This window comes from Bythopirellula goksoeyrii (assembly GCF_008065115.1).
Classification (GTDB): domain Bacteria; phylum Planctomycetota; class Planctomycetia; order Pirellulales; family Lacipirellulaceae; genus Bythopirellula; species Bythopirellula goksoeyrii.
Genome location: NZ_CP042913.1, coordinates 5,829,377 through 5,842,634 on the forward strand (window position 1 = coordinate 5,829,377; position 13,258 = coordinate 5,842,634).

The 13,258-nt window shown below is 52.7% G+C and carries 14 protein-coding genes; 4 read left to right on the forward strand and 10 right to left on the reverse strand.

Going from position 1 to position 13,258, the window contains the following annotated elements; genetic code table 11:
* Positions 1-55: 55 nt before the first annotated feature.
* The 6 genes from arsM to Pr1d_RS23030 all read right to left on the reverse strand — a co-directional run bounded on the left by arsM (position 56) and on the right by Pr1d_RS23030 (position 4,717).
* Complete coding sequence (arsM, locus tag Pr1d_RS23005; protein ID WP_148075726.1) at positions 56-952, reverse strand: arsenite methyltransferase; 897 nt, start codon at positions 950-952, stop codon at positions 56-58.
* Positions 949-2,052, reverse strand: coding sequence for an ACR3 family arsenite efflux transporter (gene arsB, locus Pr1d_RS23010; RefSeq protein ID WP_148075727.1), 1,104 nt, complete (start codon positions 2,050-2,052; stop codon positions 949-951). The genes arsM and arsB overlap by 4 nt, the downstream gene beginning before the upstream one ends.
* Positions 2,045-2,482, reverse strand: coding sequence for an arsenate reductase ArsC (locus tag Pr1d_RS23015; RefSeq protein ID WP_148075728.1), 438 nt, complete (start codon positions 2,480-2,482; stop codon positions 2,045-2,047). Before Pr1d_RS23015 ends, arsB begins: the two co-directional genes overlap by 8 nt.
* A 55-nt stretch (positions 2,483-2,537) precedes the next feature.
* Positions 2,538-2,885, reverse strand: coding sequence for an ArsR/SmtB family transcription factor (locus Pr1d_RS23020; RefSeq protein ID WP_148075729.1), 348 nt, complete (start codon positions 2,883-2,885; stop codon positions 2,538-2,540).
* Between the two features lie 225 nt (positions 2,886-3,110).
* Positions 3,111-4,091 (reverse strand): WD40/YVTN/BNR-like repeat-containing protein, encoded by a 981-nt coding sequence (locus tag Pr1d_RS23025; protein ID WP_148075730.1) that lies wholly within the window; start codon positions 4,089-4,091, stop codon positions 3,111-3,113.
* 425 nt (positions 4,092-4,516) lie between these two features.
* Positions 4,517-4,717, reverse strand: a complete 201-nt coding sequence (locus Pr1d_RS23030; RefSeq protein WP_148075731.1) for a hypothetical protein — start codon at positions 4,715-4,717, stop codon at positions 4,517-4,519.
* Positions 4,718-5,090: 373 nt separating this feature from the next.
* Here Pr1d_RS23030 and Pr1d_RS23035 point away from each other — a divergent pair, with 373 nt between their 5' ends.
* Both Pr1d_RS23035 and Pr1d_RS23040 read left to right on the forward strand, forming a co-directional pair.
* Positions 5,091-5,297: a hypothetical protein gene (locus tag Pr1d_RS23035; RefSeq protein ID WP_148075732.1), complete on the forward strand. Its 207-nt coding sequence runs from the start codon at positions 5,091-5,093 to the stop codon at positions 5,295-5,297.
* A 1,234-nt stretch (positions 5,298-6,531) separates the two neighbouring features.
* Positions 6,532-7,035 carry a CBS domain-containing protein gene (locus Pr1d_RS23040; protein ID WP_148075733.1) on the forward strand — a complete coding sequence of 168 codons (504 nt, stop codon included), beginning with the start codon at positions 6,532-6,534 and terminating at the stop codon, positions 7,033-7,035.
* A 764-nt stretch (positions 7,036-7,799) separates the two neighbouring features.
* Here the strand turns inward: Pr1d_RS23040 and Pr1d_RS23045 are convergent.
* Positions 7,800-8,369 carry a DUF2585 family protein gene (locus tag Pr1d_RS23045; RefSeq protein WP_238476571.1) on the reverse strand — a complete coding sequence of 190 codons (570 nt, stop codon included), beginning with the start codon at positions 8,367-8,369 and terminating at the stop codon, positions 7,800-7,802.
* 20 nt (positions 8,370-8,389) lie between these two features.
* Positions 8,390-9,946: an alpha-N-arabinofuranosidase gene (locus Pr1d_RS23050; protein ID WP_148075734.1), complete on the reverse strand. Its 1,557-nt coding sequence runs from the start codon at positions 9,944-9,946 to the stop codon at positions 8,390-8,392.
* Between the two features lie 252 nt (positions 9,947-10,198).
* Between Pr1d_RS23050 and Pr1d_RS23055 the strand changes: the two genes are divergently transcribed.
* The gene (locus tag Pr1d_RS23055; protein WP_148075735.1) at positions 10,199-10,594 is read left to right on the forward strand and encodes a 4Fe-4S dicluster domain-containing protein; all 396 of its coding nucleotides are present in this window, start codon (positions 10,199-10,201) and stop codon (positions 10,592-10,594) included.
* 16 nt (positions 10,595-10,610) lie between these two features.
* Here the strand turns inward: Pr1d_RS23055 and Pr1d_RS23060 are convergent, their stop codons facing one another.
* Complete coding sequence (locus Pr1d_RS23060) at positions 10,611-11,447, reverse strand: sugar phosphate isomerase/epimerase family protein (protein ID WP_315853091.1); 837 nt, start codon at positions 11,445-11,447, stop codon at positions 10,611-10,613.
* A gap of 118 nt (positions 11,448-11,565) precedes the next feature.
* Between Pr1d_RS23060 and Pr1d_RS23065 the strand changes: the two genes are divergently transcribed.
* The gene (locus tag Pr1d_RS23065; protein WP_238476572.1) at positions 11,566-12,504 is read left to right on the forward strand and encodes a DNA-methyltransferase; all 939 of its coding nucleotides are present in this window, start codon (positions 11,566-11,568) and stop codon (positions 12,502-12,504) included.
* A gap of 37 nt (positions 12,505-12,541) precedes the next feature.
* Here the strand turns inward: Pr1d_RS23065 and Pr1d_RS23070 are convergent, their stop codons facing one another.
* Entirely contained in the window at positions 12,542-13,129 is a 588-nt protein-coding gene (locus Pr1d_RS23070; RefSeq protein ID WP_168205442.1) for a putative ATP-dependent zinc protease, read from the reverse strand.
* Between the last annotated feature and the right edge of the window lie 129 nt (positions 13,130-13,258).

Below are 13,258 nucleotides of genomic sequence, written 5' to 3' on the forward strand. Positions count from 1 at the left end.
TCGCCACCATTATTTTGGCCCTAAAGCACATTGTCGAGTTCGGTCATGAAATCACCTAACGAGGCTTCACGGCAAAGATGCGGACGCTCGCAGCGAAATCGTTCACGTTGTACCGCCGCAGGAGGTCGGCTAACTGGGCGTGCACGTCGCCCGAGAGGGGCGGTGCTCCACAGCACTCCTGCGTTTCAAGAATTTCTATTCCATTGCCAGCGCTCGCCGCTGGGACGCAGCAAGCCGCATTCTCCGCTTGGGCGTAAGCGTTCAGGTCGGAACCCGTGTCTTGGATCTTGACCGCCCCGAAACCTGCCGCCTCAAGCTCGCTCTCATATTGGGCAATGGGTATCGCCCCGGCGATGCAGCCGATGTACGCCGGTAGGTTCTCGCTGACTTCGGCGGGGAGCGGCTTTTTTAGAGCGATATCGCTCACCGCGAACCGGCCACCCGGCTTTAGAACGCGATACACTTCGCGAAGCACCGCACTCTTGTCTGGGGCGAGGTTGATGACACAATTGCTGATGACACAATCGACGGTGCCATCTGCGAACGGCAGGCTGTCAATTGTCGAAAGATGGAACTCGACATTTGCGAACGGCTTGCCTCCGTCTGCCTTCGCTGCATTGCGGCGCGCAAGATCGATCATCTCTTGGCTCATGTCGATGCCAACTGCTTTCCCCGTAGGGCCCACCTTGGGAGATGCCAAAAACACATCGAGTCCGCCCCCGCAGCCAAGGTCCACAACCACTTCTCCCGGTCGCAGCCCCGCGGTTGCCAAAGGATTGCCACATGAGAGTCCCATGTTGGCTTCAGCGGGAATTGATGCAAGTTCGTCTGCGGAATAACCAAACGCCTCGGCCACCGCCTTTACTCCCGCGTGGTCGCTCGACAGTCCCTTCGTGGCGACGGACGAATACTGAGTGCGAACTTCTTCGAGAATTGATTTGGAATCCGTCATGATGGTTCTCCAGTACCTATTTGGACGTTTGAAAAAATGCGTCGTTGAAACCAAAACGCGACGCTGACTAAGCCAATCATCACCGGCACCTCGACCAAAGGACCGATGACCGCAGCAAACGCCACTCCAGAGTTGATGCCGAACACGGCGATGGCGACCGCAATCGCCAACTCAAAATTGTTGCTCGCAGCCGTGAAGGCTAACGTCGTGGTCTTGGAGTAGTCCGCCCCAATCTGGTGGCCCATGAAAAAGCTCACCAAGAACATGACCACGAAGTAAATGAGCAATGGTACCGCGATCAGTAGGACGTCGTAGGGAATGCGAACAATCTGGTCCCCCTTGAGGCTGAACATCACCAGGATTGTGAACAGAAGTGCCACCAGCGTGAGAGGGCTGATCTTGGGTATAAAAACCTGCTCATACCAGTCACGGCCCTTCGCCTTGAGGAGCACGAAACGTGTGACCATCCCTGCCAAGAAAGGTATGCCAAGATAGATAAATACACTCTCGGCGATCTGTCCCATACTGACCACCACGACACTCCCTTCGAGCCCCAGCAGCGGTGGGAGCCAGGTAATAAAAAACCAGGCGTAAACACTATAGAACAGCACCTGGAAAACACTGTTGAAGGCGACGAGGCCAGCGGCATACTCGGTGTCGCCCTTGGCCAGATCGTTCCACACGATGACCATCGCAATACAGCGGGCCAACCCAATGAGAATCAGCCCCGTCATGTATTCAGGGTAATCGCGTAAGAAAATCACTGCCAATGCGAACATCAGCACGGGGCCGATCACCCAGTTTTGGACAAGCGAGAGTCCCAGAATCTTCCAGTTGCGAAAAACGTCCCCCAGTTCCTCGTACTTCACCTTTGCCAAGGGCGGATACATCATCAGAATCAGCCCGATGGCGATCGGCAGGTTCGTCGTACCGACTTGAAACCGATTGATGAATCCTTCGGTCCCTGGCAGAAAGTAGCCCACAGCAACGCCAACAGCCATCGCCAGAAATATCCAGAGCGTAAGAAAACGATCAAGAAAACCGAGCCTGCCATGGGGGCAGCCGAGCGGCTCACATACCTCAGCTTTGACATCATCCATGATTTGCATTCTCCAACGCACCAGGCAGCGAGGCAACAAAATCACGGATTTCGTCGCGGACACGCCGATAGTGGGCAATCCCTTCTTCCTCGGTCTCCGATTCGCGGGCCAGACGTGGTGGGTCGTCGAACGGGCAATGAATCACCCGAGCGTCTCCTGGAAACACCGGGCACGATTCAGCCGCGTTATCACAAACAGTCACCACGTAATCGAACTGAACGTGCTTCAAATCATCGACGTGCTGAGACTTTTGGTCTGTGATGTCGACGCCTGCCTCGGCCATTACCTTCACTGCATTGGGATTGAGCCCGTGGGTCTCGATGCCTGCCGAATAAGCATCAATTGTGTCAGCCTTGAGCTGACGGGCCCAGCCTTCAGCCATCTGGCTGCGACAGGAGTTTCCAGTGCAGAGGAAGAGTATCTTAGGCATTATTGTCTGGTTTTCTTATCAATTCGTGCTTGTTTTTCTAGGTTCACTGGCCACTTCAACAACAGTCGTCGCACTCATGGTGGGCAAGGCGATCGAGATCCGTATTCAACGGTTCCATTTCTCGCAGGCAGGTCTTAACACACCTCAGTAGTGTTTTTCGCAAGCCACTCGCACCACGAGCGGCACGATAATATTTCCATTTCCCCTCATCGCGAACTGTGACAAGTTCCGCTCGACGCAGATAGGCCAAGTGGCGCGACACCTTCGGCTGTTCTTCGTCGAGTAATTCACACAGGTCGCACACACACAACTCCTGCTCGACAAGAAGATTGAGCAATCGCAAGCGGGTGGCATCCGCAAACGCTTGAAATACTTCGGTCGAATCGGCTACTGGTGTTGTCATATACGCGCCTCCATATATGTTCTTTGTATTGCACAGGGGGACTACCGTCAAGTCGACTGTGTCGTTCTATAGGAGGTTTAGCCTGAATCCGTTTCTCACGGCGACACAAAATATACAGCTTAGGTGGGAGATTAAGAGACAAAGGGGGCAAACTTCACCAATGAATTCAGCTGCGTACCCTTTATCCCACCGGTCGATTGCTGAATGCCGTCGGATCATCGTCACTCATTCAGCAGGGTCATGCTTCAATACCGTAGAAGCTAACACAAGTTGGTTCGTCACAAGAAACGCGATGCCTGGGCCGTTCTTGGGAAGCCCTCTTCTTGTACGCGTCCAGTTCCTTCCATGGTCTTTGGATACGTAGATTCCGTCTGATGCCCCGGCAAACGCTCGCTTGTCGTTTGCTCCTGCCTCCCACACGGGGGCATCACTTAGTATATCGGGAAATTTATCTTTGCCGCCAACATTTTTGCCAGTACCTTTGAACCATGAATCACCTAGGTCATCGCTCCAATAGAGCCCCCCAGGATTGTGACCGGCGATCAAAGTATCACCACTTGAAGCAAGGACTAACGGCGAGACATTCCCTGACTTTGTCCAACGGCTATTCCCGTCATTCCAGACATAGAGCCCCTTGCTGTACAGGCCCGCGAACAATTTGCCTTTGACCACGGCCAAGTCAAAGACCTGAGCATTAACGGGTAGTCCGCCTCCAAGTTTTCTCCAGCTCACGCCATTGTCGTCGGAGACGAACACGCCTTTGGTGTCAGCTCCCGCATAGAGCCTGCCATCCTCCAAGAGCAGAGAACGCACTTTTTGCACGGGTAACGATGCATTGCGAACCCAAGATTTCCCCTTGTCGGTTGACACTAGCATTCCATGGTCAGCTGTCCCGACAAATACATTCGACCCGGCGGTCGCAATGCTAATGATGCGGCCTGAGCTGGTTGCCAATCCACCAGCAGCTTTCCACGGTTGAGACCTGTCATCGATGAAAAATAGACCAGAATCAGTACCCGCGAACAGAATTTCCCCCGAACACCCGAACGTATTAGTTCGAGTTGTCTGTGGAATCCCGGTATCGAAGCGAACCCAGGATTGACCGCCATCAAGAGATTTGAAGACTGCGTGTTCTTCTACCGCATTTGCGACGGCCCCAGAGAACAACACAAGTCCAACGCCGACGTAATATCGGGGCATCTGCATCTGCAGCCTCATCTCGCTATTATGTTCTGGTTTCATCCATCATGGGTGCCAGTGCCATCGGCGAATGGCACTTGGATCTATTTAACTGGGGCAATACTTTGCCTAGTATTGAGGATGGTTTTTGATTGTGAATCCTAGTTGCTGTGAGGTTTACCCGTCAGCACACCCGCCTCTTTCAATCGTTTCTCTAGTTTCTGGACTCGGGCTAAAGCCGACAGCGCGAATATGAAGCCAAGCGTACCCATTGACATGCCTATGATTCCAAAGTTTCCATACTGTTACCTCCTAAAGAGTTTCGCAATAGTAAAGAAGCGAGCTTTCCGTACAGAACTTATTCGCCAGTATCGCACAACCTGCATTGAGTAGGCAGCTGATTATTACTGGTTGATCGAATTAGGATGGAGTATCCTTATCCTGCTTAGCCTCTAGTTACTGTTTTTTCTTAAGACTTTTAGACTTTCCCCGATACTAATACCTATCCCAGCACCAATAGCTATTCCTAAAGCCACACCTGTCCCAGAATTACCTAGCGCCGCACCAAGACCCGCACCCAAAGCAACGCCCAAGGCTATTCCGACCGCTGTATAATGTTCGACTGGATCTTCTATTTTCTTCTGGTCACTCATTTCATCTCTCCTTGTACACGCTGAATGGCAAACGTTTGTTAACGTTGACAACTCAATAGATGTCACAACATATACGATAGGGACCGGATGTTACCGCTGTGTTACCTCGGTGTTTCCAATAAGTCTTTTTTCTAATTGCTCGACAATCGCAGTTTTACAAAAATCGTTACTGGGCACCAATTGATCCGAGCCATTTCACGCTTCAGCGTGCCAATCCTCGTAACTTAGCCGTGACTGCGTTTGGCGTCAGCAGACTATTGTTCACTAGTTCTCGGTTTGGTAATTGGTTAGACTACCAAGTGCTGCTCAGAGATGCTTTTATGGACAAAGTCTGTCCTGCTAAACACTGAGCCCGGCTTCGGGAGGCCATGACATGGAAAACACTGTCACGCGGCTGCCATTTCGCATTTTAGCGGGAATACTTGGAGCGATTCTGCTTCTGTATTCCTTGCCTGTCTCTTTACTCGAAGCTTCAACGGGTTCGCTAAGAGGCTGTTTCATGGCAGTTAGTTGCTTAGTCGGTGGAATCGGACTAACGCTCGGTGCATACACGGGCCGGTGGTTTAATTCACCTGCCTGATTGCAGATTGATGCCGCCATTGGAAGGCGACCCCAGTCGAACGCAAGCTACGTCGGCATGCCAAATCGCCGCCAAAAAGGAACTTGCGGAAAAGCGACTCTCCCTCGGACTCATCTAGACGTAAAGCACTAACCTGAGGCGGGCTGGCAAGCCAGACTCCAACTTAACTTGGACCGTGGGATCAAGCTGCCCGGACGCAAGGAGCCGCTGTCATCCTGAGTTGTGAGTTTGGATTGCGGTGAGGTGTTTCACAAGCCATATCCAAGACCGTAGAGACTCTACAACGAAGTGGCTTTCCTGTCTTATCGCATTTCACGGCCACGTTGTCTATCAAGCGAATCACCCCAGCCACTCGGCTACAGCACTCGAAGCACAACCACTTGGCATGCTGAGATGGTAACTGGCCTCTCACGACCACGGTCCCCCTGTGGGCCGAAGTGTGGATGCCTTCACAACCAGGAACGTGCCGATGATAGAGGTAGTTAGCGACACGGTTTTCAAGACTGGCATCTTTTGCAGTACTGTAGGATATAACCCTCAAGCTTCCTTGTGAGGTATTCATTGTGATCTCCTCCATGCAGATCGGTCTGTGTGTGAAACCTATCTATGCATCATCAGAACTGAAGCATGTAGGTTTTGCACGAGAACTCTGCCGAGAGAAACAGCCTAACGACTTTGCCGCTCAAGGCAGAGCAAACTGCTCATCAAGACGGCTGGTCCACAGTGTGACACAATTCATTGGGAATATGTCGGTGGTCAACCGCCACTGCTTACTTATCGTCACCGCTTTGATGAGATTATCAATAGAAACAGACGAACCACAAAAGTTGAGTTTCTAGCCAGCTAAGACAGCTTTCGAAGCTGAGGCTTTAACTGCCATCCAAGCATATTTGAGCTACAGTATTTTTCCCGTTCCTCCTCGGCGAACTCGTTCTGGACGGGCTCGCCTGCACTACGCGAGGCCCGCATCCTTGCCACCTTGCTGGCGGTCTCCCCTAGCCACCTTGTCGAGCGGTAGTGGCTGTCGCACAATCATGGACAGAAACACCGTTGGCTAAATTTCTTTGCACTTGTAGTTGCCTCGAATAAGCGTCGGTGACCGATATCCAAGTAAGTCCTTTCACCGCAGAAAGACTTATGAGATAACTGCTAACTGATTGCAGGACCAATTCGCTCGAATCCACTCAATGGGGATTCTGGCCCTTTATAACATTTGAGCTTGGGAGAAGAAACGATGTGCGAGAAAACCTTTGTCACACTGACTGCCGACGATATTATGCAGCGTGATATCATCACCATTTCTCCCAGCAACACACTACGGGACGCAATGAGTCTGCTCACTGAGAACCATGTCACAGGGCTGCCCGTCGTGGACCAGCACTCACGTTGCATCGGTCTCATCTCGGCCACTGATATCCTCAATTTCGAGCAAGAGCACTGTGAGGAGAGTGAAGAGGGCAATTCGGAAGAAGCCCGGTACTACGACCCAGAGAAGGAGCGGTGGGAAAGCATCCGTCTGTCCTCGTTCGCCTTAGAGGAGTTCGGCGACGTGCGGGTTGAAGAAGTCATGGCGAGTAGTCTGCTCTGGGTCGAGCGAGAGACTCTAGTCCGGGAGGTCGCTGCCAAGATGTGTGAGGCGGGGGTTCACCGGATACTAGTCCTCGACGAAGGGGGCCAATTGTATGGCATCATATCGGCAGTCGACTTCGTCAGACTGGTCGCTGGGGATACTCGATAAAATAATCGAAAAGTCGTTGATGGGAAGCGAATGCCATGAGAGATAGCAATGGCAGGAATATTTGGCTGATCAATCTCCAATGATTGTACACCAATGCACATCTTGAAGGCCGAGTTCCCGAGGCGATATAACCGCCCTCCCATGGATTTCCTTTTCACCGCGGTCTTCGGAATCAGGAGGAACAATCATGACCGACTCTCCCACTCGATCTGAGGGCGAACCCTGGGGACACCCATCTGTTGCAGCGCGAACCGGCTGTTCTAAGTCGTTCCGTTCGAAAGCGTTGCGTCACCACGCAAGACGGGTGTCCCCAAAATGGATACTGTTTTCCTCCTCTCGCCGACTGCCGAAACTTTCCGCAAGTTTTTGGCCGCGCGATTTGTTAGAATCGGCGTTGCACGCGCCTGCGCTGCGCCGATCTTTGAAAATTGAACTGCTTCTCTACGGGCCGAACAGCGGCATGGGCTAGAGATCCGTCTAGCGCCGATAGCCCTTGATGGCACGAAGCAATCCGCTTTGCGGGAGCGACCAGAGGGGTTTCGTTTTCAAAACCTCTTCAAGAGAACCGCACCGAAATCTGCGTAACCCCTGCTCTGCCAACGAGATGAGGCAATTTTTCACCGTGCCGAAATGGGGGGTTTTGTTTTGTAGGAAAAGTTTGCAACAAAACCAGCAGCTCGAAACTCCCTCTGCGGTGCGCAGAATCGAGAAAGGATTCTTGCCTTTGCCTAGGGCTTGTGGTGTCTGGTGTCCCGCACCCGCTCTCACCCCAACTGCCACTGCTTAATCGCCTCGATGGGCCAGAACAGCATCAGCACGTTCAGCAGCAAGCTGTCGCGGATTGTAATCAGGAGCACGACTTCGATCGCGAAGAAGAGCACCCAGGTGGCATTCCAGCCGATTTTTTTGGCAACCACCAGTCCCAACCAACAAGCCAGCACGTCTCCCACGCTGTTGACGATGGAATCTCCCGTGTAGCCCAATGCGGCAGTCGCGTCCCGATAGCGGTTGATCACAAACTGGGTGTTCTCCAAAATCTCCCAGCCCGCTTCAATCGCAAGTGCCAGCCACACTTGCCAAGGCCACTTCCAATTTTTGGCCAACCAGCCCACGACAAAGCAGAGGACCAAGCCATGTTGAAAATGCGTGAAGGTAAAGGGATCCGCTAAATGTTGCGAGGTATGAGAACTCGCCGGGTCACTCACCCATGCCCGCAACGTTGCACACGAGCAAAACCACTCGCGGTGCTGCAAGCGGAGTTGCACGATCATCAGCACAATCGTGACGATCACTGCCAACAGTGGCCAATTCTTCCGCTCCAGGGCTCTGATCATCTCTCTCCTAGGAATGTCGACTAATTCGAGAGCGTTACTACAACTAACGAATGCGGCGGCAGTGTCGTGCTCAAGGTACTGTCGTTCAGAGAGACATCGGTAAACTCGCGCGGCTCAACTTGATTGGGCTGGTCGAACGTGTTGTGTGCATCGAGACTGTCGGCACTGAGCACTCGACCGGTAACTTTTTGGGCATCCACGCCCGCCAACTGGCATTTCAAGTTGATCGAGTCGTGGGCATGCGTATTGACGAAGGAAACGTACACCGTGCCATCGTCGCCCCGCGATGCAGAAACACTTACTGCAGGAATCGCTGCGTCGCCGAATTTGTATTCGGGGGTCTCAAGTTCGACAGGCAGAAACTTGGTATCCTGATGCACCTTGCACATTTCGAAGGCATAGTACGTAGGAGTAAGCAGCATCTTTTCCCCTTCGGTCAGAATCATCGCCTGCAAAACGTTCACCGTTTGCGCGATGTTACACATTCGCACCCGCTGGTGGTGTTTTTGGAAGATATGGAAGTTGAGGCCCGCCACCAGGGCATCACGCAACGTATTCTGCTGGTACAGAAAACCAGGATTCGTCCCTTCTTCCACCTGATACCACGTTCCCCATTCATCGACATACAGACCCCGATAAATCTCAGGATCGGTGTCGTTCATGATCGCCTCGGTGGAGTTGAGAATATCATCCATTCGCATTGTACTGCGGAGAATGCCAAACCACTGATCCTCACCAAAGCCGGTTGCAGAGAGTTTGTCATGCCAGGGAGCGGCAAGTGTGTAATAGTGAAGCGAAAGAGCCTGAGCATGTCCTCCTACCCGCGAGAAAACCACTTTGGTCCAGTTGTCATCACCACCATTCGGACCACAGGCGACTCGCATGAGATGGTTGCCACTGAAATCGCGGCAGAACGTTGCAAATCGCTTGTACAAGTCCGAGTAGAACTCGGGGGTCATGTTCCCACCACAGCCCCAGTTCTCATTGCCGACGCCGAAGAAGGGAATCTTCCAAGGTTCCTCCCGACCATTGGCGCGTCGTTCGTTGGCCAGCTCGCTCTCGCCAGCGAACGTCATGTACTCGATCCAGTCACGCATCTCTTGAGGCGACCCACTCCCCATATTGCCAGCAATATACGGATCCGCACCGATAATTTCGCAAAGGTCGAGAAACTCGTGCGTGCCAAACGCGTTCGTCTCGATGACGCCCCCCCAATGGATGTTGATCCGCTCGGGCCGCTTGTCTCGCGGACCAATGCCGTCACGCCAGTGGTAGTCGTCCGCAAAGCACCCCCCCGGCCAACGGAGATTCGGGCAATTCAGATCCTTCAGAGCAGCGATCACGTCGTTGCGAATCCCGCGGGTATTGGGAATCGACGATTCCTCGCCCACCCAAAGGCCATCGTAGATACAGCGACCCAGGTGCTCCATGAAGTGTCCATAGATGTGCTTGCTGATCGTCCCTTGAGCCCGATCCCCATGAATCGTGGCGGTGGCCTCGAGTGCCTCGGCGACAGCAACCTTCTGCCCCTGAGATACAAGCAGACTCGAAAGTAGAATTAGGAGGAACTTGTTCATTTTCATTTACCTTGAGAAGACGGAGTCAAATAGTTAATAAGCAGAATTCTGCTGAGAAATAGCCCGCTCGCAAGTACCCAAATTGGATATGCAGGCTTAAAAGCTGCTTTAAGCTACTCGAAAAACCATAGTCCCGCTTGGCTATCGACCGATGGTAAGGTAAGATTGTGACAGATTTCACAATGTAATGCCCGGCGATGCAGTGCATCGCGGCTAGGACCCCAAGCTTCGCAGCTAACCCTACGAATTCTCATGGCCAAACAAGGTCCCCGCAAAAAAGTCCCGAAAGAATTGGCGATCATCAACGCCGACAACTGCACAGGCTGCGAGTCCTGCCTGGAGGTATGCCCCGTTGATTGTATCGAATTGAAGTCCCTCAACGGAGGCATCCTCAAAGGCAACCAGCAGTGGTGCGAGATTGATCTGGAACGATGTGTGGGCTGCGAAGTGTGTGTCCACATCCCAGGCAAGAAATCGAACCCCTACGAATTGCTCGTCTGCCCCTGGGACGCCATCGAAATGGTTCCCACGGAACAGGCTGCCCAAGTCATGGCTCAAGTCGGTGGACCGCCAGAGTACATCCACGACAACTGGGATCGCTTGGTGGGCACGGCACAAAAGCTAGCCGAACTACGGGCTGCGAACTGAGGACGTTTTCTTGGCACTAGAAACAGGCGGCCCATACCTTCTGCATGTAGTCGATACTCTGCTTGGCAATCTCTTGTGGACTGGGTTCATAATTGAATACCTCCACGCTCACCCACCCTGTGTAATCGACGTCTTTGAGGGCTTCGAAAATCGGACCATATTCAACCTTGCCCATGCCAGGTCCTAGCAAGTTGGGATCGTTGGCATGGAAATGGACCAGCCAATCGTTGGATTCGCGAATGACTACGTCCGGCGAGTTCGGCTCGGTGGACATAGCTTTCACATCGAGATGGAGCTTGCAACTTGGGGAGTCAACTAACTTTGCCAGATCGATTGCCGTTTCGGCCGTAAGCATGAAATCACCCTCGGCAGGTCCCAGGGGCTCTAAAGCGATGGTTACTCCCAATCCTTCACATGTTGGCATGGCGGTGCGCAGTACCTCCGCGGCATAACTTTCCGCTTCGTCGTACCCCACTCCTGGAAGCAAGTTGCGTTGCTGGGGCGAGCCTAGTACCATCACTTTCCCCCCTAAATCGGCACACAACTGGGCAAGGGCCTTGAGATACTCTGCTGTCTCCTGCTGAACGGCTTTCTCGGGACTTGTCAGATAGAATCCCGATGTTTTGGCCAGGATCCAATGCAGCCCGATGACCTCCAACCCCGCATCGGCGGCTTGTTGTTTCACTTCCGTGCGTCTTGCAGTAGATACCTCACGAACATCGACTGACTCGCTTACTGGCAAGAGAGTGAAAGGAGCGATCTCGATCCCCGTATAACCCAGTTTGCATGCCTCAGCCCAGACTTTTTCAAATGGCTCGTCGCCAAACATTTCGTTGCAGAATGCGTATTTCATAGGGATCCTATCAAGATTAATGATGCGAATTGGTTTTCTTGGAGATTGAGCATTCTACCAGAGTACGATAACATGCGCCCACCGTTGTATTGTCTCACATCTATTAGCCGATCAAGTCATGACACTTAAATCAGGGAAGATACACCAGGGACATTGCATTGAGTTGATGCAGCGTATTGATGCTGGCTCGGTCGATCTGGTATTCGCCGACCCTCCATTCAATATCGGCTACGAATACGACCAGTATGACGATCGCCAGGATGACGAGAAGTATCTCGACTGGTGTCGTACGTGGATTGCTGAAGTCCATCGCGTGCTCAAGGCAACAGGCACCTTTTGGCTGGCGATTGGAGACGAGTACGCGGCTGAATTGAAAGTAGCAGCCCAGCGAGAAATTGGCTTCACGACGCGCAGTTGGGTCATCTGGTATTACACCTTCGGTGTGAACTGCAAGAACAAGTTTAGCCGTTCGCATGCACATCTGTTCCACTTCGTGAAAGATGCGAAGAAGTTCACCTTCAATGCCGATGATCCTGCGATTCGTGTCCCTTCTGCCCGCGCATTAGTCTACGGTGACAAGCGAGCCAATCCCGCTGGGCGTCTTCCCGACGACACCTGGATCCTGCGGCCACAAGATTTCCAGAGTGATGCCTACGGATTTACGCCCGATCAGGACACCTGGTATTTTTCTCGAGTGGCGGGCACGTTCAAAGAGCGACAAGGCTTTCACGGTTGCCAGATGCCAGAGCAGCTTTTGGGTCGTATCATACGTGCAAGTTCCCATGAAGGTGATCTTGTACTTGATCCCTTTGCTGGTAGTGGAACGACATTGGCCGTCGCAAAGAAACTAGGCCGAGAGTTCGTTGGCTGTGAACTCTCCGAAGATTACGTCAAATACGCCACCGACCGTTTAAAGCAGATTGGCTGCGGCGACCCTCTCGATGGCCCCGCAGACCCCGTCGCCAGCGCTCCGAGCACGAAGAATGGGACGACATTGGAGTCGCGTACTAAACGACTGGCGGGAAATAGTCGCCAGAAATCGCTGCTGAGTGAATGAACTCTGTGGTTCTCACGGCATCTTCCCGATGTCGTGTTTACGGATTTCCTGCGAACAAACTCCCGTCGGCTTCTTCACGCGACACGTCCACTACGAATTCGCCCGCTAGATAGTTCCTGCCCAAGAGCATCGCAAAGTTCATCTTTGAACGATCGTTGAGCGATACGAGCACCTCACGCTCCACTCCTTGATAGGACAACGATAGGGGCACGAGATAGCGCATTTCTTCCGCCTCAGAAGTGCGAACGAGATCTACTTCTGCTATCTGACGAGTGACCCATTGAGAATCGCCTTGACGATTCACCAAGCGAAAACGAATCGTCTTGCCTACGTTAGCGGACATCTCAGCATCTGCGTCTTCGATTTCCCATTCTGCCACGTGCAATGAACAGCGACTCGCCCCCGTGTCAACGCGTGCCTTGAAAACCAGCCCGCTAACGTTCTCGGCAACTGGTGCCACCGGCCCAATCAACCGGACCGACTTGTCACCTAGAGAGACTGTTGTCAGAGAGATGCTCTCGGGGGAAAAGTTCTTAGCAACGGAGTCGCTGGAATGATATTGATGGAGTCCGACGGCGGAACTGATAACGACCAGACACAGCAGCAAAGGCTTGGCAGATTTCACAGATTTCTCTCCGTTAGCATGGGGGAGAACAAAATTCGGCGTCATCCGTGCAGGTGAGGTAACGACCCCAGTGCAATTATGCGTAGTGAAATTGCAGGTGTTGCAAATTCGCAGGAAGAAATTGTGCCA